21 protein-coding genes are annotated in these 21,848 nt (G+C 52.1%); 3 read left to right on the forward strand and 18 right to left on the reverse strand.

What is annotated here, in order from left to right:
• Positions 1 to 58: 58 nt before the first annotated feature.
• Positions 59 to 1,087 carry a helix-turn-helix transcriptional regulator gene (locus ACZ481_RS18925; RefSeq protein WP_464766895.1) on the forward strand — a complete coding sequence of 343 codons (1,029 nt, stop codon included), beginning with the start codon at positions 59 to 61 and terminating at the stop codon, positions 1,085 to 1,087.
• A 304-nt stretch (positions 1,088 to 1,391) separates the two neighbouring features.
• Positions 1,392 to 2,210 carry a site-2 protease family protein gene (locus tag ACZ481_RS18930; protein WP_464766896.1) on the forward strand — a complete coding sequence of 273 codons (819 nt, stop codon included), beginning with the start codon at positions 1,392 to 1,394 and terminating at the stop codon, positions 2,208 to 2,210.
• 168 nt (positions 2,211 to 2,378) lie between these two features.
• Here ACZ481_RS18930 and ACZ481_RS18935 read toward each other — a convergent pair whose 3' ends face one another.
• The 13 genes from ACZ481_RS18935 to ACZ481_RS18995 form a co-directional block, all read right to left on the reverse strand.
• Entirely contained in the window at positions 2,379 to 2,585 is a 207-nt protein-coding gene (locus ACZ481_RS18935; protein WP_464766897.1) for a hypothetical protein, read from the reverse strand.
• On the reverse strand, positions 2,582 to 3,763 hold the full coding sequence (locus ACZ481_RS18940) for a M20 metallopeptidase family protein (RefSeq protein ID WP_464766898.1): 1,182 nt from the start codon (positions 3,761 to 3,763) through the stop codon (positions 2,582 to 2,584). Before ACZ481_RS18940 ends, ACZ481_RS18935 begins: the two co-directional genes overlap by 4 nt.
• Positions 3,764 to 3,830: 67 nt before the next feature.
• Complete coding sequence (locus tag ACZ481_RS18945) at positions 3,831 to 4,277, reverse strand: hypothetical protein (protein ID WP_464766899.1); 447 nt, start codon at positions 4,275 to 4,277, stop codon at positions 3,831 to 3,833.
• Complete coding sequence (locus tag ACZ481_RS18950) at positions 4,274 to 5,074, reverse strand: DUF3100 domain-containing protein (protein ID WP_464770655.1); 801 nt, start codon at positions 5,072 to 5,074, stop codon at positions 4,274 to 4,276. Before ACZ481_RS18950 ends, ACZ481_RS18945 begins: the two co-directional genes overlap by 4 nt.
• A gap of 434 nt (positions 5,075 to 5,508) precedes the next feature.
• Positions 5,509 to 6,825: a serine hydroxymethyltransferase gene (locus ACZ481_RS18955; protein WP_464766900.1), complete on the reverse strand. Its 1,317-nt coding sequence runs from the start codon at positions 6,823 to 6,825 to the stop codon at positions 5,509 to 5,511.
• A 457-nt stretch (positions 6,826 to 7,282) separates the two neighbouring features.
• Positions 7,283 to 9,109 (reverse strand): sigma-54 interaction domain-containing protein, encoded by a 1,827-nt coding sequence (locus ACZ481_RS18960; protein WP_464766901.1) that lies wholly within the window; start codon positions 9,107 to 9,109, stop codon positions 7,283 to 7,285.
• Between the two features lie 217 nt (positions 9,110 to 9,326).
• Complete coding sequence (locus ACZ481_RS18965; RefSeq protein WP_464766902.1) at positions 9,327 to 10,169, reverse strand: methyl-accepting chemotaxis protein; 843 nt, start codon at positions 10,167 to 10,169, stop codon at positions 9,327 to 9,329.
• 382 nt (positions 10,170 to 10,551) lie between these two features.
• Positions 10,552 to 11,688, reverse strand: a complete 1,137-nt coding sequence (gene sfsA, locus ACZ481_RS18970) for a DNA/RNA nuclease SfsA (protein ID WP_464766903.1) — start codon at positions 11,686 to 11,688, stop codon at positions 10,552 to 10,554.
• Positions 11,689 to 11,726: 38 nt separating this feature from the next.
• On the reverse strand, positions 11,727 to 12,725 hold the full coding sequence (locus ACZ481_RS18975; RefSeq protein ID WP_464766904.1) for a zinc-dependent alcohol dehydrogenase family protein: 999 nt from the start codon (positions 12,723 to 12,725) through the stop codon (positions 11,727 to 11,729).
• Positions 12,726 to 12,780: 55 nt separating this feature from the next.
• Positions 12,781 to 13,635 carry a DUF3307 domain-containing protein gene (locus ACZ481_RS18980; protein WP_464766905.1) on the reverse strand — a complete coding sequence of 285 codons (855 nt, stop codon included), beginning with the start codon at positions 13,633 to 13,635 and terminating at the stop codon, positions 12,781 to 12,783.
• Between the two features lie 133 nt (positions 13,636 to 13,768).
• Positions 13,769 to 14,416, reverse strand: coding sequence for a SatD family protein (locus tag ACZ481_RS18985; protein ID WP_464766906.1), 648 nt, complete (start codon positions 14,414 to 14,416; stop codon positions 13,769 to 13,771).
• Positions 14,417 to 14,708: 292 nt separating this feature from the next.
• Positions 14,709 to 15,011 (reverse strand): spore coat protein, encoded by a 303-nt coding sequence (locus tag ACZ481_RS18990; RefSeq protein WP_464766907.1) that lies wholly within the window; start codon positions 15,009 to 15,011, stop codon positions 14,709 to 14,711.
• Positions 15,011 to 15,256: a hypothetical protein gene (locus ACZ481_RS18995; protein ID WP_464766908.1), complete on the reverse strand. Its 246-nt coding sequence runs from the start codon at positions 15,254 to 15,256 to the stop codon at positions 15,011 to 15,013. Before ACZ481_RS18995 ends, ACZ481_RS18990 begins: the two co-directional genes overlap by 1 nt.
• A 145-nt stretch (positions 15,257 to 15,401) precedes the next feature.
• Here ACZ481_RS18995 and ACZ481_RS19000 point away from each other — a divergent pair, with 145 nt between their 5' ends.
• Entirely contained in the window at positions 15,402 to 15,548 is a 147-nt protein-coding gene (locus ACZ481_RS19000) for a hypothetical protein (RefSeq protein WP_464766909.1), read from the forward strand.
• A gap of 219 nt (positions 15,549 to 15,767) precedes the next feature.
• On the opposite strand, the gene ACZ481_RS19005 is transcribed toward ACZ481_RS19000, so the two are convergent.
• The 5 genes from ACZ481_RS19005 to ACZ481_RS19025 form a co-directional block, all read right to left on the reverse strand.
• On the reverse strand, positions 15,768 to 17,153 hold the full coding sequence (locus ACZ481_RS19005; RefSeq protein ID WP_464766910.1) for an amino acid permease: 1,386 nt from the start codon (positions 17,151 to 17,153) through the stop codon (positions 15,768 to 15,770).
• 314 nt (positions 17,154 to 17,467) lie between these two features.
• Positions 17,468 to 18,841 carry a tyrosine phenol-lyase gene (locus tag ACZ481_RS19010; RefSeq protein WP_464766911.1) on the reverse strand — a complete coding sequence of 458 codons (1,374 nt, stop codon included), beginning with the start codon at positions 18,839 to 18,841 and terminating at the stop codon, positions 17,468 to 17,470.
• Positions 18,842 to 19,032: 191 nt separating this feature from the next.
• Entirely contained in the window at positions 19,033 to 20,583 is a 1,551-nt protein-coding gene (locus tag ACZ481_RS19015; RefSeq protein ID WP_464766912.1) for a sigma 54-interacting transcriptional regulator, read from the reverse strand.
• A 362-nt stretch (positions 20,584 to 20,945) separates the two neighbouring features.
• The gene (locus ACZ481_RS19020) at positions 20,946 to 21,470 is read right to left on the reverse strand and encodes an N-acetylmuramoyl-L-alanine amidase family protein (RefSeq protein ID WP_464766913.1); all 525 of its coding nucleotides are present in this window, start codon (positions 21,468 to 21,470) and stop codon (positions 20,946 to 20,948) included.
• 17 nt (positions 21,471 to 21,487) lie between these two features.
• Positions 21,488 to 21,781, reverse strand: coding sequence for a hypothetical protein (locus ACZ481_RS19025; protein WP_464766914.1), 294 nt, complete (start codon positions 21,779 to 21,781; stop codon positions 21,488 to 21,490).
• Positions 21,782 to 21,848 lie beyond the last annotated feature (67 nt).

A 21,848-nucleotide genomic window follows, 5' to 3' on the forward strand; every position in this document is an offset into this window, starting at 1 on the left:
GCAATGAACAGGACGGACCCTGTACTGAAATATTTGCAATAGGATTGAGGCGGTTGTGATGAAATTTTTGCTAAATACTGTCAACCTTGAGGACTTTTATCAACAACTGAATGAAATTGGCTTTCTCCATAAAAGCACAGCGAATGTGCATGAATTTGAGGTATTTAAGAAATTCGGCGCCGGCTGCATCCGCCGCTACGCGTACCGTAACGGCCTGCATCTTTCAGTCGGCGCCATGAATCTGCACAAGGATTTTACTTATTCCTTTGCGGTAGAGCACAAGTATTTTGAAATTGTCTATGTAACGGCCGGCTATCTGGAGGTGTTTAACGAGGATACCGGGCAATTGCAGCGGATTAATGCCGGCGAGTTCCTGCTGTTTGCCAGACGGAATTTTAAAGGCTGGGTCAGACACCCCCAGCAGGAGGCGCTCCGGTTTGTCGTTATTAACATCGAAGCCGAGTATGTGCAGGACCTGGCGGCCAAAGATCTTGACATTACGGAAAAAATCAACTTTGCCCGTAATCATTGGGCCGTTCACAGCCCCCGGAAAATCGATCTGGAGATAGAAACCCTGCTCAATAAGATCTGTTTATGCCCTTATGACGATGAAACAATCAAAAAATTGTTTTTTGAGGCGGTTGTTCTGGAAATATTGTCAGAGCATCTCTTTCAGGCCGAACTCCGGGAGAAGTTGCCGGCCATGCCGGTATTGCTGGATCATGCCGATATGGAGCAGCTGTATCTGGCCAAGCAGGTATTGACCGAAAAGATGAGCACGCCTCCTTCGATCGAGGAGCTGGCAAAAATCGTTTGTCTGAATACATTCAAATTAAAAAAGGGGTTTAAAGCCTTGTTCGCCGATACGGTTTACGGCTATCTGCGCCGGGCCCGCCTGGAAAAAGCCAAGCTGCTGCTCAAGAATACCCGGTTAAGCATCCACGATATCTCCCTGCAGCTCGGCTATTGCAGCGGCAGCAGTTTGTCCGCCATTTTCAAAGAGCATTACGGGCTCACCCCTAAACAATACCGCCAGCGGCAGACGAAGGGGCAGACTGCGAACCCCCTCCCCAACACCGGTAATTAAAAAACGCCGGCAGCCGCTTGTGCCAGGCAAAACCCGGGCTGCTGGCAGGCGTTTTTTGCGCTTTTGCTCAGATTGACTGCTGCGGCTTTATACTTGCAAATAAATAATTAACCCTGCCGCAATCAATTCGGCAGGGTTTTCGCGTTAATCGGGCAATCGCTGGCTCATACTGCTTGTAGGGGCAGCTAACCGGCCCAAGTGTAGACACATAGGCGAGTCAATGGTAAACTTTGTATATGAATCAGTTCCTACAATATAATTAATTAAGAATTGAGGTATTGCTTTGCATCGAGAAGACGAAATCATGGAGCCCTCGGAAAATCCCCGGCCGCCGGCGCCAAAGCCCTGGTATAAAAGAATCGGGCTGGGCGGGGCTGTTACCCTGCTGCTGGCGCTGCTGAAATGGAAGAGTATTCTCGGTTTTCTCAAGGGAATCTTTCTGGTGTTCAAGTTCAGCAAGTTTGGGGTCACCACCTTATCGATGCTGGCGACGATTGGCGTGTACGCCTGGTTCTATGGGTTGCAATGGGCAGCCGGTTTTATCCTGCTGATTGCCATCCATGAATACGGGCATATGTTTGCCGCGAAACGCCAGAACATCCCCGTAACGGCGCCGGTCTTTATCCCGTTCCTGGGTGCACTGATTGGCATTAAAGAACCGCCTAAGGATGCGGCCACAGAGAGTATCATCGCCTATGGCGGCCCGCTGTTTGGCTTTGCCGCCACAGCCGTTGTGCATGCTGCTGCCTATGGCTTGCAGTCGCCGCTGCTCTTCTCCCTGGCCTTTACCGGTTATTTCCTGACATTATTTAATCTCATTCCGGCCTCGCCCCTTGATGGCGGGCGGATTGCCGGGGCCGTCTCACCCTATATCTGGTTTCTGGGCATTCCCCTGATCCTGGTCCTGATTTGGGTTAGCTTCAACCCGATCTTAATCCTGGTGTTGTTCGGGGCGGTTCACCGGGCCTGGGAGTTCTGGAAACACCGCAATGATCCCTACTATGATACCGATGCCGGCTTTCGCCTAAAAATAGGCCTGGCCTATCTGTCCCTGCTGGTATTGAGCGGGGTGCTGACCTACGAAGCCCACATTACGGCCGAGGCGCTGCGGCCAAGGATCTAGCGCGGCTAAATACCAGGCTGGTTCTGCTTTCTCGCGATCTAATGTAGTAAATTTTAATGGGGCTGTCGCAAAATAGTGTTGCAAGTTATCCACAGCCCCTAAATTTAATAATAATACTGAAAAAGTGGTATAAAATTAGCTTTTAAATTGCTATTTATACCACTTTTCTTATTCCCACCAGCCCGGCACGTCCTCGGCGCTATGAGCAGCCACGTGCGAATGGCCGGAAAAACCGGGAATAATTAAAATGGCGTTATCCTTGGCTGGCGCCAGTTCGCCATAGGTCTCATAGGCCAGGGTTATTTGCCTCAAGACTTTGCGATAGGGCCCGGGCACCTTAGCGGTAGTAAAAAAGCGCAGCTGCTGCCTGTTCACGGCCTGTCAGCCAGATAATCATACGCCAGTTGAGCCAAGGCCGCAGCGCCGTACTTGAGCGCCGTCTCATCAATATCAAAACGGGGGTTATGCCACTGATGGACAATGCCCTGGGCCGGATTGCCCACGCCCAGCCAAAAGAAGACGCCGGGCACCTGCTCCTGAAACAGGGCGAAATCCTCCCCTCCCATACTTGGTATTGGCGTAACCAGGCCCGTCTCGCCCACCACCGCTGCGAGCCGCCGGCGGCACCAGGCCGCCAGAGCCGGCGGATTGAAAACAGCCGGCAAATCCTGCCGGTACACAAACTCAGCTTCCGTGCCCATAGCCTGGGCAATACCGCTGATCAGCCCCTGCATCCGCCCGGGCATTTCCCGGCGCAGTTCAGCGTCAAAAGTCCGAACGGTACCGGTCAATTCCACCTTTTCGGGAATTACATTATTGGCGTTCCCGCCCTGGATGGTGCCGAAGGAAATAACTGCAGCTGCCAGCGGGTCGACCTGGCGGCTGACAATGGTTTGCAACCCCTGAATGACGGCGGCAACTGCCGTTATCGGGTCTTTGGTCTTCTGCGGAATGCCCCCGTGGCCGCCGGTGCCTTTGATCGTCAGAAAGGTAGTGTCGACAGCCGCCATTAACGGACCTTCCTTGCAGCCGATTTGCCCGGCGGGAAGCGTAGGCGTATTGTGCAAGCCGAATATTACATCAACATTGGGATTTTTCAGGACGCCTTGTTCCAGCATCAGCCTGGCCCCGGCATTAATTTCCTCGGCCGGCTGAAAAATAAACTTAACGGTACCGGCCAGACTGGACCGGTGCGCGGCCAGGATCAACGCCGCCCCCAGCAGGCAGGCGGTATGGGCGTCATGGCCGCAGGCGTGCATAACCCCCGGTTGCTGCGACTGGTAAGAGCAGTCGTTTTCCTCACTCACCGGCAAACCGTCAATATCGGCCCGCAAAGCAACCACCGGCCCCGGTTGATCGCCTTTGAGCAAGCCAACGACCCCGGTTTCGCCGCCCCAGGGCACCACTTCAATGCCCGCCTGGGCCAGAATTGCGGCAATATAGCGGGTTGTACGGTACTCCTTAAAACTAAGTTCAGGGAAACGGTGCAAGTCCCGCCGGATTTCAATCATCTGCGGCGACAAGGCAGTTGCCTGTTCCAGAATAGAATTCATGCGCATTCCTCGCTTCCGATCGCAGGCCGCAACAGTTGCCGTCAGCCGGCCTGCATATCAAATAATATTAAATCAAACCCTCGACCTTAAGCATAACCTGGGCAATCATCGTGGCGCACACAAAAGTGCCGGTATAAACGAACAAGGCGACAACAATAATCCGCCAGGACATATTCTTAAACAAGGGCAAATCCTTGCCTACAGCCAGACCGGCGTAGGCCAGAATCGGGGTAGCCAGAGCCATAAATTCCAGCTTGCTGGTATACTCAATAATGATTGAGGCCCAGGGCGAGAGCGGCGATGTCGACAACACAGCCAGCAGGGAACTCCAAAAGACGATCGGCATCTTAACAGGCAGGTACCGGGCCAGAACCATTCCCAGTAAAGTAATCACCAGCAAAAACAGGTAACCGGCAGCAGCCATCGCCAGTGGCTGTTGATACCCGACAGTATTGCCAACTACTGTTATAATACCAGTAACAGCAAAGATTGCAACCGTTTCCGCCCATTTCATTTCACAATTACCTCCTGCTTCTGTTGCGGCCCAATAATAGGGGTCAGCACCTTATACAGGTAATTGGTTACAGGCAGGGATACAAATAAGCAAAAGTAGATACCGATAACTGTAGTCAGCAGGTTGCTGGCCCCGGCATACATCAAAATCTCATTGCCGTATTCGGGGAATACCGCTTTAATTGCTCCGGAAGCTGCTGCCATCATACTGCCTGAACCAACACCGGCCCCCATGGCCAGCGCATAGGGATGGAAAATTTTGAGGGCGGCCAGATAACCGGCCAACAGCCCCAGCCAGACTGCGCCAAAAACGGTGCCACAGATATATACTGCCATGACTCCGCGCCCTTCCGGCGAATCCAGCCCGTATTTTTCGCTGATAATGGCGATATTGGGCTCGCGGTCGATAGAAAAGGTGGCGCCTACCGATTCCCGGCCCAGACCTAAAAAGATGGCAACAGGCAAACCCAGGATGACGGTACCGAAAAAGTGTCCTAATTCCTGCAGGGACAAGGCCAGGCCCGATTGAGCCACTTTCGCCACCTGCGGCCCGATGATTACCCCGAGTTTTGTCACCAGCAACAAAGCAATCAGACTTAATACATGGGAGGCGGCATTCATTTCCTGCAATTTGATCAATTTAAGACGAGGCCAGCTGATAATGCCGCCAATCACCATGGCGTACAGCAAAGGCAGAAATAGTAAGACTCCCGGACCGACCGACACCTTCCTTGTGCCGATCCATTCACAAATGGCAACAATAAAAAAAGCAAAAATATGGATTCTCCAATCTTTCATCACCAAAACTTCAGCCTCCTTTGTTATTTACTCCGCGCAGCTAGCTTTTTCCCGCCATTCCTCCTTTTCGCCAAGGCTAAAATGATATAAACTGATAAAATGCAAATTCTATGCCAGCAGCGCATAAGTTACAAAAAGCAATTACCGCCTTGCCGCTAATCGCCGAATGTGCCGGCTATAACGTATTTTATAAACACACCAACAGTGTCACCAGACAGCTACCGGGTGTCTATGATACTGGCATCCAGGGCCACCTGCAGGATAACTTATTATTATATTTAATAAGCTATCCTGTGCAGCTTATAGAAAATTCAGTATTCCCTTAATAATTTTATACCTCAGAGCCACTTATCAAAAATGATAAGACGCTTCTTATTTTTGCTCAGACCTTACCGGCTCGCAGACCGGGCTATCTCTCAAAATTGAAAACCCGTCTAAATTCCTTCCTGCCTCCCACCGGCCGCCAGCGCTTCGCGCGGCTGTTCATCCCCGATCGCGGCCTTTAACTCGGTCGTTGTAAGATATAACGGATAGTGCAGGCAAAACTCCCGCACGAGCTTCTTAGCCGCCGCAAGCACCGTTTCATCACGGCCACCGCTCAACACGCGCGCGATGATGTGGCCGATTTCCCTGATCGCATCGGTGTTGATGCCGCGTGCCGTCATGGCCGCCGTGCCGATCCGGATGCCGCTGGCCTGTACCGGCGGACGCGGATCATAAGGGATAAGGTTTTTATTAACCATAATACCAATTTCAGCTAAGCGTTCTTCCGCTTCCCTGCCAGTTAGTTGTCCTGCCAGATCTACCAGGAACAGGTGGTTGTCGGTGCCGCCGGAAACGATGCGGAAGCCCTCCTGCTGCAGCGTCTGGCACAGTGCCTGGCTGTTGCATAAAATCTGCCGTTGGTACGCCACGAAATCCTCAGTCATCGCCAGCCTGAAGCACAAAGCCTTGGCGGCTACAGCCTGCAAAATATGTCCGCCCTGGATACCGGGAAAAAGAGCTTTATCAATCCTGTTGCCAAATTCCCTGCGGGCGACAATCATCCCTCCCCGCGCGCCCCGCATGGTTTTAGTGGTCGTAAAAGTAACAAAGTCGGCATACGGCACCGGACTGGGTAACAGCTTTGCGGCCACAAGCCCGGCGATATGAGCCATATCCACCATTAAATAAGCGCCAACCTCATCTGCGATTTCGCGGAAAATTGCGTAATCAATTTTACGGGAATAAGCGCTGGCGCCGGCGACAATCATCTGCGGCCGGTGCTGCTTCGCCAAAGTTCGGACCTGATCGTAATCAATGACCTCGGTATCTGTCACCACCCCATAGGCGAACGACTTATAAAAGCGACCGGAAATACTCATTTTGGTTCCATGGGAAAGATGGCCGCCATGATCAATACTCATGCCCAGAATCGTATCGCCGGGCTCGAGCACGGCAAAGTATACCCCCAGATTGGCGTTCACGCCCGAATGCGGCTGGACATTGGCATACTCCGCCCCAAATAGGGTTTTTGCCCGTTCAATGGCCAGGGTTTCAATGGCATCAATATATTCGCAGCCGGCGTGGTAACGCCGGCCGGGATAACCCTCGGCGTATTTGTTGGTCAGGATTGACCCTTGCGCTTCCAAAATTACCGGCGGAACGAAGTTTTCCGATGCAATCAATTCAATTGTCATGTTTTGTCTAAGCAATTCGTTCTGCAGTTGAACGGCAAGTTCACGGTCAACTACGGCCAGTTTACTAAGCATATTGCCCACTCCCTTCGATGTTAATGTTTTTGTAAGCTTACGAACATATAGAACTGCAAGGATAATGCCAAAGGCCGGCAGGCCGGAAAAAAACACCAATAATAAGCGCCGCTGCAGCAGTTCCTGCCGCCCGGGGAAGCCTGCGGGAAACCATTTTTTAAAAGCCGGCCTTGCTTCTACTCAATTATGAGAAATACATTGGAGAATATTGAGGTCAGCTTGCTGATATTTACTCGCTAATGTTCAGATATACAAAGCTGTTATTAATTGTGAGAAGGTCATTCTTATATTTAAGAAAAGACTTGGCTTGTGCCAGGTCCTTGAGAACGACGGCAGAAGCCGCCTGTGCCCTTTAGGGTATAGGCGTTCTTATGTCCACAGAATTTATTTATAAATTCTGGTAGACTAATAAAAAACTATACCCGGAGGTACAGTTTTTTTATGCATATGCAGTCAGCTAGCGTACACTGTCTTTATTATGCGGTCGAACCCGCTTGTCGGTTTTAGAACTGAAAGGATTGTCTTTTTCTATCTCCATTAATTTCCGGTATAATGAGGGTACACTGATCCCCAACTCCAGCGCGGCTTTTTTCTTACCACTAATTCCCCACCCATAACTGTTTAACGCCTCCCGTATTTGCACAATCTCAAAATGTCTCACTTTATCCCGCAGGGTCCGGTGAGGGTCGGACTGCTGAAACAGCCGTTTAGGCAAACTAGCCGGCTTGATATACTTGCCACTTTCAATATTGACAGCATACTCAACCGCATTTTCCAGTTCTCTTACATTACCCGGCCAGGAGTAACCGCCCAGGACCTCCAGCGCACCAGGGGAAAAATTCAAAATATCCTTTTTCAGTTTATGATTATAATTCAACAGAAAATATTTGCTGAGCACGGTAACATCTTTTTTTCGCTCCCGCAGGGGAGGGATGAAGATGGGAATTACATTAAGCCGGTAAAATAAATCCCGGCGGAATTCGCCGGCCCGGACTTTTGCCTCCAAGTCCTGATTGGTGGCAGCGATAATCCGGACGTTCAAATGAATCGTGGTTGTGCCGCCCACCCTTTCCAGGCAGCGTTCCTGTAAGACCCGCAGTAATTTAACCTGAAGATGGAGCGGCATATCGCCAATCTCATCCAGAAACAGGGTTCCCCCTTCGGCCAGTTCAAACTTTCCGGGCTTACCGCCTTTTCTCGCACCGGTAAACGCGCCCTGCTCATAGCCGAAAAGCTCGCTTTCCAACAGCATTTCCGGAATCGCAGCGCAATTAATGCCCACAAACGATCCTGGAGCGCGGGCACTGGCTGAATGGATGGCCCGGGCAAAAACCTCCTTGCCGGTGCCGCTCTCGCCCTGGATAAGAATATTGGAGTCCCCCTGCGCCATTTTCAGGGCCTGCTGCTTCACATCAAGCATCGCCTCACTCTCGCCGATGATGGCCTCAAAAGTGGTATTCCCCTGCATCCCGGTCATTTCATTGACAACGGTCCGAATATTATGAATATCGCTCAGGGTAAGCACCGCACCGGCTATGGCCTGCTCATGATAAATCGGCTTTATGGAAATTAAGCAATGAATCGCCACCGCCCCCGGAAAAATGCACTCCTGATTCAACAGCACATTGCCTGCCCGGATAAAGGCCAGTATATTTTTTCCGGTGATAATCTCATCAATATGGCTGCCGATTAACCGGGCATTATCAGTTTTTAACAGGCTGCAGGCCACACCATTGGCATGGGTAATGATCCCGTCGCAGTCAAAGGTGATAATGCCGTCATTAATCGAGTCCAGGGTGGTTTCAATCAGGCCGTTGACTTGTTTCATCCAGTCAATAAATTCCTTTTCCCGGATTTTACAGACCAGCATATGGGCCATTTCGTGAATAAACTCCAGCAATGTTTCGATTTTTCCCAGCAGACGGTACCGCTGCTCCTCATCCAAAGCCACCATACTGATAACGCCGATGACTTTTTCATCCATTTCGATAGCGCACAAAACCTCGGCTGTTTCCGGACATTGCCCTTCCAGCCGGCAGCCCTGGCAATAAATGAAATGCCCCGGGCTCTTGCAAACAATGACTTTTTCTTGCATTACGGCCTCAATAAAAGGTTTATGCGGTTTATAAACCTCTAAATTGTTAACCTTAGCATCCACATAGCCTTTGCTGGAAGCTACCAGTTTGGAATCGGCATCAATGATCGCCACTTCCACGCCAATCGCCGCTGCGATTGCAGTAACCGTTTGCTGAACCGAATCCTTAATATTGCCAAGTCTGAACATGAACGTCCCCTCCCCCCTCGTGGTAAGCCGTACATTTGTTCCCGCAGCCATCACCTGCTATCCGGCACGGTCTGCCAATAAATACTGATCGGCCTGCGCAAAACTCCACACAACTATTTTACAGTAAATTCAAATAATTTCTCAACAAAAAAAACGCCTTTGCAACATATTCTGCCAAAAGCGTCAGTGCTTTGCAGCATACCGTAACCCCAGGTAACTACAGGCTGCTACTCAATCCATTTAAATTCATGGCCGTTTCGGCAATAGCGCGCATGGCATCATTGATTTCCCGGGTAGCCTGCTTTTGAATGTCCAACAAAGAATTAGCCGTATCCATCTTGGCTTCAACATCTTTGCCCCCCGCGTGAATACCGGCCAAAACCGTGCTGATCTGCTTGACTGTCGCAGCACTCCGGTTGGCCAGTGCGTTCACTTCCCCCGCAACTACTGCAAAGCCCCGGCCGCTTTCACCGGCACGGGCAGCTTCAATGGCTGCATTTAAAGCAAGCAGATTAGACTGTGATGCAATATCCCTGATAATTTGATTCATTTGGCCTATTTCCTGAATACTGGCCAGCAAGCCGGTAAAAGAGCGCATAAACACCGCCATGGCACGTTCAATCTCACCGGAGTGCTCATTGATTTGCTGCGCGGCAGCCGAAACTTGCTGTGAGCTTGCGGAGAGGTTTTCCACAGCCTCATTGAGCTGCAGCTGCCGTTCGCGGCTGTGACCGATACCCGCACAGCCAACAGCCTGACCAGCCTTAACGATGGGGACGGTTATGGTCCGTAAAGGAAAGCCGGTAACTTCTTTGGGGACTAAAACCTCCATCTTTTTTCCTGATTCAATGCACTTTCTACCACTGGACCCCGGCGGCAGTCGGTCGCCTTGCTGCAACGCATACCCTTTCTGTCTAAAAGAGCCGGGCACAGTCAGACTGACTACGCAGCAATCTTTGTCAGCCACAAACAGCAACGCTTCCTCGCCCCACAATTCAGATAAAACATCCTGGAGAAGGACAAAGGCTTTTCCCTGCTCTTCTGTTAGACTTATATTCACAATGCAGACCCCTTTTCATCGACACCCCAGCAGGCTGGCGGTTTCTCAGCTATGTTTAATCTATATAATTGCAAATTTTATGCCACTTTTTATATAGTTGAGAATAAAGTGAATATAATATAATCAATTTGCCCGCTAATTCGTATAAACTCCCGGTTATGGCGGCGGCAGGGACCACAACAAATCAGCTAAAATCATTGATCACCGCTGGCAATATTGATACAACAATTATTATATTTAATAATTGCTGCGCTTTACCAATTTAAAAGCCAGCAATAATCTTACCATTTCCATAAGCCCATATCATCTTATCAAAAATAATAACTTTATTATTACTTTTGATAAGATAGTAAAGGGTTTGCCAATTTCCCTGGCAGCCCCCTTACTCCCCCAGCTGCGCTGCCAGACGGTCCAGGCGGAAGTATTGCAGCACTTTTATAAATTGGGGCTGGTGCAGCGGGTTTTCCTCCATGCCAAACAGATGGCTGGCACAGGCGCAGTCGGTACAGCCGAAACCGGGCACCTGCCAGCCGGCAATTGCCTTGATGGCTCCGGCCAGCTCGTGCTCCAGGTCGGCTGTAGTGCGGATGGCAATGGCCGCCTGGAATTCACAGCAGGCCCGCAAATAGTCGATATGCCAGTGAAACCGCTTCCGTTTGCGCTGATGCCGTTCCAGCCGTTTGCTCAGGTTGTTTTTGGCCGAGCCCACATAAAGATAGTAGCCTTGTTTAAAGACCATGCTGCCTTTGCTGCCGATGGCAACAGCCTGCGCGGCCGGCAGCCGGATAATAAAGATGTAACAGCCGCTGTCGTTTATTTCCCGGCCGATTATTTCCCAGGGAATAGCCACAGGCCGCACTGCGTCAGGCAGGGAAAAATCCCGCTGCCACAGGAGTGACACCGCCATAAACCGGACTGTATGGCGCAGGCGGAAAAAGGTCCGGCTAAATTCCAGATCGGTATGATAGTCAGGCAGGAAATATTCGGCCCGCTGCCAATGGACGAGGAACAGAACGCCTACCCGATACCCCTGCCCGGCCAGTTGGGCCAGTTCCTCCAGATGTTTGCGGCCCCGCTCGGTAACGGCATCAGGAAACATGGCCAGCCGTTCGCCAAACAAGGTGCAGGACTTGACTTCCAGGATAAACCGCTCCTCGCCCCGGCCCAGCAGCAGGTCAAAACGGCTGTGGCCAAACGGCACTTCCCGTTTCAGCACCTGCCAGCCGGCAAGCTGGGGAATGCGCTGACGGCTGATCAGCCCGGCGGCCACGGTATTGCTGTAGTGGGTATCCAGCATTACCGGCACGCCGTCCCGTTCGACACCAATGACTTTAAAGCCGGTCTTCCGGTCCTGGCCGGCGGTTGGCACCAGAAAAAGCAAGGTCCCTGGCAGCAACAGCTCCCACATCCGGCCGGGATTGGGCAGATGGGCCTGTTTTAGCCCGTCCCCGTCTGCGCACAATACAACAAACCGGTTCAGCCGGCGGTAAAACCGGGCTTCCATAATAACAGGGTACATGGCTTTCCCTCCTTGCCGGCCGCGTTCTTACCCGCCATCTACTGGCCAAAGGTATTGATTAAGGAGATCTTGCCGGCGGCTTTGCGGCTTTCCAGATAGGCATGGGCTTTGCCAATGTCGGCAAAGGCAAACTGCTGCGGGTCACGCTGAATCCGCAATTTTCCCTGTTCAATCAAGCGGCTTATCTGCTGTAATATGGCGCCATGGCGCTCGCGCTCCCGGTTATAAAGCAGGGGCACTGTCATCAACAGGGCCTGCAGCGTAAGGGCTTTGGCATGCATAAGACTGATATCAAGCGTAGTTCTGGCATTGGTGGTGCAGACTACGCCTTTTAATTTTACGGCCTGCAAACTCTTGGCCAGATTGTCGCCCCCTACCGGGTCGAACACGGCATCAAAGCCCTGGCCGTCTGTGTAGCGGGCCACATAACTGTCAACCGTCTCCTCCGGCGCCAAGATTATATGATCGACCCCCAGGTCGCTGACGATATCCGCCTGGGCCGGCGTTGTCACAGTCCCGTAGACAACAGCCCCCTGCTGCTTCGCCAGTTGCAGGGCCATGTGGCCGACGCCCCCGGCAGCGCCATGGATTAAAAGCTTTTCCCCCGTCCGGGCCAGGGACTTTTCGATAATTCCTTCCCAGGCGGTAATGGCAACCAGCGGAAACAAAGCCGCTGTCGCGTAATCGATATTGGCCGGTTTGCGGGCAATTAAGCGGGCGTCTGCCAGCATATATTCAGCCAGTGCCCCCTGCAGCGGCCCCACCCCGCCGGTGCAGCCAAACACCTGCTCCCCGGCCTGCCAGGGAACGCCCTCGCCGACAGCCACAATCTCGCCGGCAACATCGGCATTCAGGATGGCCGGCAGCGCCGGCCCCAGGGAAGCAGCCAGGCCGGAACGGATTTTGGTTTCCAGGGGGTTGAGGCTGCTGGCCATAACCTTCACCAGCACATACCCCGGCTTAAGCTCCGGTTTGTTCATTTCCACCATTTCAAATACTTCCGGCCCCCCGTATTGGCGTATGACCATTGCTTTCATGCAGGTATCCCTCCTGTTTTTTGATAAGAAACTCAAACCTTACCCCGCTGCGCACTCACCCATTGCTGGCAAAGGCCTGCAGGGCCACAATGGCTTCCCCGGTAAAGAGAGCCACAATCAGGCTGGTAAAGGTACCAATCAGGAAATATTCGGCAAAATTCTTTTCTTCCAGCTGTTTATATCTCGCAATGGTTTTGGCGGCAAAAACCAGCCCGATAGCGGCGTAGTTCTGCTGGATCACCAGGGTGACTATGATGAGCCGTTCCAGGTTGCCGATCGCTTCACCGGCATTTTTACCAGCCCCGGCCGGCAGGCGGGCAGCGGCCGACTCGGCCACAGCCGCGCGGCTGTCCGGCGGCAGGCTGACAGGGAATGGCTGCGGCGCTTTCAAGTAAAGATACCTGTCAAGCACCAGCTTGATAATCACTGTTGCCCCTTTAAAATTAAACAGATAGCCTGACAGGATCAGGATATAAACGCATAGATCTTGTTTAGTCAGGAGACCAAGCACCGGATAGTGGGCGGAGAGAAACCCGGCCAGGGCCGAAAAGGCGGCGGTTGGCTGAATATCCTGCAGCAGGGGGTAGCTCAGCCCGATGAGGCTGATGTGGGCTAATTGGTCCAGACAGAACGATCCCAGGCCATGTTTATGGCGCTGGTCATATTCGACTTTTTTCACATCAATGAACCAATGAGCCAGGGCCAGGGCGATTACCAGGTACCACAGGTTATTGGCCAGGCTAAGGTAAGGGGCTAACAGGACAAGGTTGGTAAGCAAGTAACAGCAGGCATGGCTGCCCATTATTTTATAATTCCTGCGCTTGCCGTCGGCAATCCGGTCTGTCTGTAAAACAAAGTCTGCGATAACATGGCTTAACAGCATTAAGGCCAATACGATATTGACATCCAAGCCCTTTCCCCTCCATTCCCGGCTAACCCCTGACGGTATTGACCTTACATTAATACCACAGGCTCTGCCGCCTGCCGGCTGAAATACAGGTTATTACCCCTGTATCCTTTTTCACAGGTTATCAAACCTGTTTTTACGGTTGTCCCCCTGCCGGCCCGGCGTGCTGAATACTGGCTAAATAACCGGCGATGGCCTGTTTAGCCTGCTTGATCTCCGGCACATAAGCGGCGTTGATAATGTCGTGGACACTCTGCTGTCTGATCCCCAGCCGGCCGGCAATCGCCGCCTGCGTATAGCCCTGCCGCACGTAGGCCACAACGGCCTGCTGCCGTTTGGTCTGCCGCTCCTCACAGGTTTCAATAAAGCAGTGCAGGGCGTTAACCAGCTCAATGGCGGCGGCATCAGACTTATAGACAATTTTCGGTTTTTTCTTTTTCGCCTGTGTCAGGGCTGCTCGGGCCAGATGGAAGGCCGGTCCGTCCATGCCGATGGCCTGCCGGGGATTAATATCGGTATGAATGGCGCCAATCCCCAGTCCGAATACCAATTCGACGGGTTTCATGGCCTGCACAACATGCTCGACAATCTCCGGGGCCCGGTCGATGGCTCGCAGCAGGACCTGGAATTCATCGCCGATGGTTACGGTAAAAGGAGACTCAATTGCCGGCGCATACAGCCGGCTTGCCTCGGCCGCCATGGCCAGAAACCGGCGCTGCACAAACTGCCTGTCCGTTATCTGGCGGGATCTGATTATATCCCCAATGATTGCGCAGTAGAGCATACCTATCCCTCCGTTTGCAGTCTGCAGCATGATAAAAACAGGGTAACATGGCAAGGCTGTGCAACATGCTCCCCCATACCCAGGCAGCCCTGGCCGCCGGTGATTTATTGCGGCAGCCAGGGAGTCAGGGCGCTACTATAATATTCCGGTCAAAAAAAGGAAACTCCTGCTAACCGGCAATAAAGTTCGGCGGGAGTTTCGCTCCGGTTTGTTCACAAGGCCGCTGATCACGGCAGCGCCGGCAAGAGTAAATAAAATTGCCGCCATCCTTTGCGAGATGGCGGCATGTGATTCAATGACTTTTAAAGGCGGCCAGAGACTCCTGGACGACTGTTGATAATTGGCTTTCCGGCTGATCGTAGGGATTTATCCATTGCTGCTGGATCATATAGTTCATGATGCCTTCATGGCCGGTCAGGCTTTGCGTGCAATATCCGGCCAGTAACGCCCGGATCTCAGGCGTAGTGGCGGCGAGGGCGGCGGAAAAATAGGCTTGCGCCGTGGCAGCTGCACCATAAGCAGCATTATAGGCAATGGTTTTATCAGCAGATTGACCGGTATTGCCGGAAAAAATCGATCCCATCAATGAAGCCATTATTGTACCTCCCCGCTTACTTGCGTTGTCAAACCGGAACCGGTGACGGTGATCTTGTTCTCGATCACAAATTGCTGTAAGCCGGCAATTCTGGCCTGGGTTGCCGCAAGCCCCGCCTGGGTCATGTTTTTTAAATGCTCGTCCGCTATCGCCATCAGACTGGCTTGCGCTACCGTAAGGGCATTTGTTTCCATCTCTAGCAGTTTTGCTAAAGAGAGCACTTCAACCGCTGTTAATTGACGCAATCTAATTCCCCTTTCTGCTGCATATTTCAGGATATTTATATATTTTCCAAAACCTGAATTAATATAACAGAAAAGGGTCTTACTTTTATTTACCATCAATCAAAATCCTGAAAACGGACACAATAAATAGCGGAGGTGATAGATTATGAGAAACGAAAACCAAAATAGAAAAAATGAACAGCGCCGTAATGAAAAGGAGCAAAAAAACCTTGATTTCGCCTGTGAATTAGCTAACGTGGAACAACGCCGCAATGAAAAAGATTGTGGCGGCGGCTGCGGTGGCAAGCGGTAACGTTCTCATAGTGTCAATCTCCGCATCTCCCTATTTCTTCCCCTGGAAACGGCGGCTTTAGTCGCCGTTTTTTGCTGTTATGAATATCACTTTGACTCAAGAGAACCGTCCCCCTGAGTCAGGAACCCCTGCTAAAACTGTATGCTTCAGCAGGGGTTCGCTCATTTTTCGCCTACTCGTTTATTTATAACCGTCAACCCATTCCAAGCCCTTGTGGATTTACCGGTTATCCTTATTCAGCACACTGTGGGAGCGGCCGTACAGGAAATAGATGGCGATGCCAATAATGCTCCAGACCACAAAGCGGATCCAGGTGCCTGTCGCCAGGTTATACATGATATAGAGGCAAAAGAGAATGGCGGCAGTGGCAACAAAGGCCAGGGAAGGGCAGCGGAAAGGGCGCTCGGCGTCAGGGTTGGTTTTACGCAATACCATAACCCCGACCATCGCCACAATGAAAGCAAACAGCGTACCGACGCTGCACATTTCCGCCACAATATGGATAGGGGTAAAGCCGGACACAAAGGCCACGCCGACACCAACAACGATTGTAATGATATGAGGCGTACCGTACTGGGGATGAATTTTGCAGGCCTGGGCCGGTATCAGACCGTCCCGGGACATGGCAAAGAAAGCGCGGGTCTGGGCGTACATCATAACCAGCAGCACCGTGGACAGGCCGCAGATAGCGCCGGTTCCGACCAGGGCCGAGCCAAAGTTATAGCCAATGCTCCGGAGGACATAGGCAACAGGCTCGGCTGTATTTAACTGGCTGTAAGGAACAACACCGGTCATGATGGCGGTAACCGCGATATATAAGACGGTGCAAACGGCCAGCGAACCAATGATGCCCAGCGGCATATCCCGGCTGGGGTTATGGGTTTCCTCCGCGGCGGTGGCAATGGAGTCCACACCCAGATAGGCAAAAAATATGAATGCGGCGCCGGCCGACACACCGGCCCAGCCATAGGGTAAAAACGGCTCCCAGTTGGCAGGATTGACCTTGGGCCCGGCCAGAAAGATAAACAGAAAAATGGCCCCCAGCTTAATGGCAACCAGGATACGGTTGACATTCGCACTTTCCCTGACCCCTTTTACCAGCAAAAAAGTCAGGAACAGGGTAATGAGTACGGCCGGAAGGTTGACAATACCCCCATCGGCCGGTACGACTGTCAGGGCTTTTGGCAATTCAATGCCGGCCGACTGTAAGAGGCCGACGGTGTAGGCGGACCAGCCGCCGGCCACGGCGCTGGCGCCGACGGAGTATTCCAGAATCAGATTCCAGCCAACCAGCCAGGCCATAAACTCGCCCAGCGAGGTATAGGTATACGTATAGGCGCTGCCTGCAATCGGCACCATCGATGCCAGCTCCGAATAGGCAAGGCAGACAAAGGCGCAGGTAATGCCTGCCAGCACAAACGAAATCATAAGACCGGGCCCGGCATATTTGGCGGCCGCCACCCCGGTAAGGACAAAGATGCCGGTGCCAATGATAACCCCAATACCAATCATAACAATATCCATGGCGGTTAGGGATTTGCGCAGCGAATGCCGGCTTGCTTCCTGCTTCAGCAAATCAATACTCTTAGTGCGAAAGATGTCCATCTATTTTATCTCCCCCTTTTAATGCATCGCCTTTAGTGTCTTGACCACATTATCTTTTTAGTTTGCTGACGGCCAAAATGGCCAATGGCGGCGTCAGCCCCTCCTAGCAGACCCCTTCCCGTATGCGTCGTCGGTGCTTCCTTGCCCTTGGCCATTTTGTCTCGCCCTAAAACTAAAATATAACCTGGCCAAGACACCAGTTTAGTGAAAATTTTATATTGCGCGTTAATTTTTATCAGAAAAACAGGCCGAACAAGCAGCAGCAACTTATTCGGCCTCTGAGTCAGAGTAGACAGCCCTGCCGGCAGGCAGGCTTAAGCCAGCGGCCGGAAACGGGCGGTGAAGAAGCGCAGTACCGGTGGTTCGTAAATCATTTCCAGGCCTTTGATCGACTGGCGTTTTTGGTACAGCTCAATGACGGATTCGGCAACAACATCCATATGGGCATAGGTATAAACACGGCGCGGGATGGTTAAGCGCACAAGCTCCAGTTTGGGATAGTAGTGATTGCCGTTTTTATCGCGGCCGGCGGAAATGATGCCGCGCTCCATACTGCGCACACCGGACTCGACATAAAGCTGGGCGGCCAGCATCTGCGCCGGGAACTGGTCCTGGGGAATATGCGGCAGGAACTGACGGGCATCAAGGAATACGGCGTGGCCGCCGATGGGTTTTACGATCGGCACACCGGCCTGCTCAAGCTTTTCTCCCAGATAGCGCACTTGCCCGATCCGGTGCTGAATATAATGGAAATCAATGGATTCATAAATGCCACGGGCCATGGCCTCCATGTCGCGGCCGGCAAGACCGCCATAGCTGGGCATGCCCTCAAACAGAACGACCAGTTGGGTGGCTTGCTGGTAAAGGGCTTCGTCATTGAGGGCCAGGAAGCCGCCGATATTGACAAGGCAGTCCTTCTTGCCGCTCATGGTGGCGCCATCGCCATAGCTGAACATTTCCTTCAGGATCGCGCCGATTGACTTTTCCTGGTAGCCTTGCTCGCGCTCCCGGATAAAGTAAGCGTTTTCCACACAACGGGTGGCATCAAACATGACTTTAATATTATGCTTATGGGCCAGGGCAGAAACTTCGCGCAGATTCTGCATGCTGACAGGCTGGCCGCCAGCCAGATTAACCGTGACCGCCACGCAAATATAAGGGATTTTGTCGGCGCCGACGCGGTCAATCAGGCTCTGAAATTTATTTAAATCCACATTGCCTTTGAAGGGATGATCGGCCTGGGAGTCATGGGCTTCATCAATAATCACATCGGCGAAGCTGGCGCCGGCAAGCTCCTGATGGGCCCGGGTAGTGGTAAAGTACATATTGCCGGGAACCCAGTCACCGGGCTTAATGGCGATCCGGGACAACAGATTCTCGGCGCCGCGGCCCTGGTGGGTGGGCACCACATACTTAAAACCATATACTTCCCGCACCGCCGCTTCCAGGTTGTAGAAGTTCACACTGCCGGCATATGCTTCATCACCAAGCATCATGCCGGCCCATTGGTTGTCGCTCATAGCGGTGGTGCCGCTGTCGGTCAGCAGATCGATATATACCTCTTTGGAATTGAGTAAAAAAGTATTGTAGCCGGCTTTTTCAATAGCGGCCTCCCGCTCAGCCCGGCTTGTCATTTTGATGGGTTCAACCACCTTAATTTTAAACGGTTCGGCGATAGTTCTGGCCATAAATAAATCCTCCTTTTGCTATATAAATATTGGCTGCAAACAGCTTTGCCATTGCCCTCTATCTATTGCAAAATGTATGCCAAAGCCAAAGGAGCGATATTTGCCAGAAAAATCAGTCACCCTGTAAACAAAAGGTTACGGTTAGGTTGACAGCGTTACCAAACGGTTACAGTGGCCAGCCGGCAAATACGCTAACAACTATCCGGCCAGAGCCCGTATTTTTTCATTTTCTTGATAACAGCGGTATGGGACAGCCCTAACGCCGCCCCGGCCCGCCGGGAGGAACGAAACCGCTTTATGGTGGCCTGCAATATCTCCCGCTCGACCTCCGCCACCCGCTCCTCCAGGGTCTGATAGGTTTCAAAGCATACCTTGACCGGCTTGTTGTCAGCAGGCCTTTTGCCCATATGCAGGTGCCCGGGCTGAATTTCCGGCCCGTCCACCAGATTGACCGCCCGTTCAATAATGTTTTCCAGTTCCCGCACATTGCCCGGCCAGGAGTAGGCCTGCAGCTTGTCCATGGCAGCTGCGGCAAAGCGGTATACCGGTGTCTGCAGCTTGGCGGCAAAGCGCTTGAGAAACTGTTCGGCCAGCAGCGGAATATCCTCGGCCCGTTCCCGCAACGGCGGCAGGAACAGGGGGATAACATTTAACCGATAGTACAGATCTTCCCGGAATAATTGACGGGCCACCATCTCCTCCAGGTCGCGGTTCGTGGCGGTGATAATCCGCACATCTACCGGCAGTTCGCGGGAGCTGCCTAACCGGCGAACCCGCTTTTCCTGGAGCACACGCAGCAATTTCGCCTGGAGATGAACCGATATTTCCCCGATTTCGTCCAAAAACAACGTGCCGCCGTTGGCCAGTTCGAACAGGCCCGGTTTGCCGCCTTTGGCGGCCCCGGTAAAAGCCCCTTCTTCATAGCCGAACAATTCGCTTTCCAGCAGGGTGTCAGGAATGGCGGCGCAATTGACAGGCACAAAGATCCGTTTGGCCCGGGGCGAGCCGCTGTGCAGCGCCCTGGCAAAAAGCTCCTTGCCAGTGCCTGTTTCTCCGTGAATCAGCACAGTGGAGGCACTGCCGGCATAGCGCTGCGCCTGCTCCAGCACCTGGGCCATAACCGGACTGGCGCAGGAAATATCCTGGAAGGTCACAGGCATGAACGCCGTAAGCTTTTGCACCATTTCCCGGACATCCCGGCCGTCACGGATCATGACTACCGCCCCCACCACCCCGGCCGTATCATTGCGCAAAGGGCGGGTGCTGACGACACAATAACCGCCAAGGCTGTCAAGGAAAACCTCCCGGTTCCGGAACGAACGCCCCTCCTGCAGCGTACGGGTAATAAGCAGACTGTCGGCCAGATGACTGGCCAGGGGCTGCTCGAGCCCATTGTCATCCAGTCCCAGCAGACAGGCGGCAGCGGTATTGCATTGCTTAAGAATGCCCAGTTCATTCACCGCTAACACCCCATCCTGTACGGAAGCCAGAATGGCATCCAGCTGCTCGGCCCGTTCCTTCGACGGCATATAAGCGATCTCAGTGATTTTGTGTATCCCTGCCACCTGTTGCAGCGCCCGCAGGAGTTCCTGCTTTTGTTCATAAGCGACCTGCTGGCACTGCAGATATACCGCGCCCCGCCCCACCTCAATCGCCGCAATATTTATCCCCTCTTCGGCCAACACCCGGGAAACATCCAGCAGCAGGCCCACCCTGTCCGCACAAGTCATACATAAGCGCATAAATCCCCTTCCTTTCACAGAAAGCACATAACGCGCTTTACCTTTATAATACCATATATTAGGGATTGCCGACATAACTGGCGAGGATTAATTTGCTGTATGTCGCCTGCTCGCGGACAGGCCAATGCCGCTTCTGATCTGTTGTGTTCTAAACTTTGTGATGGTTTTAATTGGATATGTTTAGCAGTTAGAAAAATCGTGTCATGGGGGGGAAGAAGGTTTCATTTGGTTTCACCAGGCATAGTGATATTTTGGGGAGGATAGGTTCAGAAACAAGTTACCTGAACGACCTGTCCCCCGCATTTCCTCTATCAATGCAAAAAAAGCCCGGACAGCGCTTGGCTGAACCGGGCTTTAATCTATTATAACAAGTAATAATCGGTAATACCTCTGGCTATGGCTCTGGCAAACGTATCACGCGTATCGGGGTCAGCCAGTAATTTTTCATCATCCGGGTTAGATATGAATGCCAATTCCACCAAAACAGCAGGGCATTCTGTTTCCCTCAACACTTGGAAGTTGGCTGTCTTTATGCCCCGGTCAACAGTATGCAGACTGTCGACAATTTGCTGCTGGATACACCGGGCGAGTTTTTCACCTTGGCCGCCAAATGAGTAGCAATAGGTCTCAGTCCCTTTGGCGGAAACCTTGTTTGCCGCATTACAATGAATACTTACAAATAAATCAGCCCCGAATTGATTAGATGCTGCTGTAATTTTCGCCAGTTCATTTTTTTGGACCACTAACACGCAATGGCCAATTACCCGGAGATAACCGGCTGTACGTTGCATTACATCACTTACAACAATAGCTTCTTGTAGACCGCTTATCCCTACTGCCCCTGGATCCACCCCAGGGCAGTGGCCTCCATTAATTGTATGTTTCATGGTGAGTTGCCCTTCCTCTAACCAATGTCATGTTCAAATTCATTCACCCGGCCCTTGATATCACCCACATTTTGGTTCAGGCACATCATGGTATTGTTGATATGATTCAAGGCTTTCGTCTGCTTGATTAGCGTGTTATTTACTAAATCCCCCAGTCTTTCTTCCCTGACCTTTGCATCATCCATTGATCTATTGAAAAACTCCTGCTGTCGGTCTGCCTGCTTGTCTGCCTTACGGATAACATAGGCCAGCAACGGTAAAAAGCATATGACAAATAAAATAAAACCGATCATATTCGGGTTTTGCGCCATTATATGTATAATTTGCGTTGCTTCCAACTCCCTCACCTGCCCTATGTGTTGTATACTCCTAAATAGA

Source organism: Sporomusa intestinalis (genome assembly GCF_055383785.1).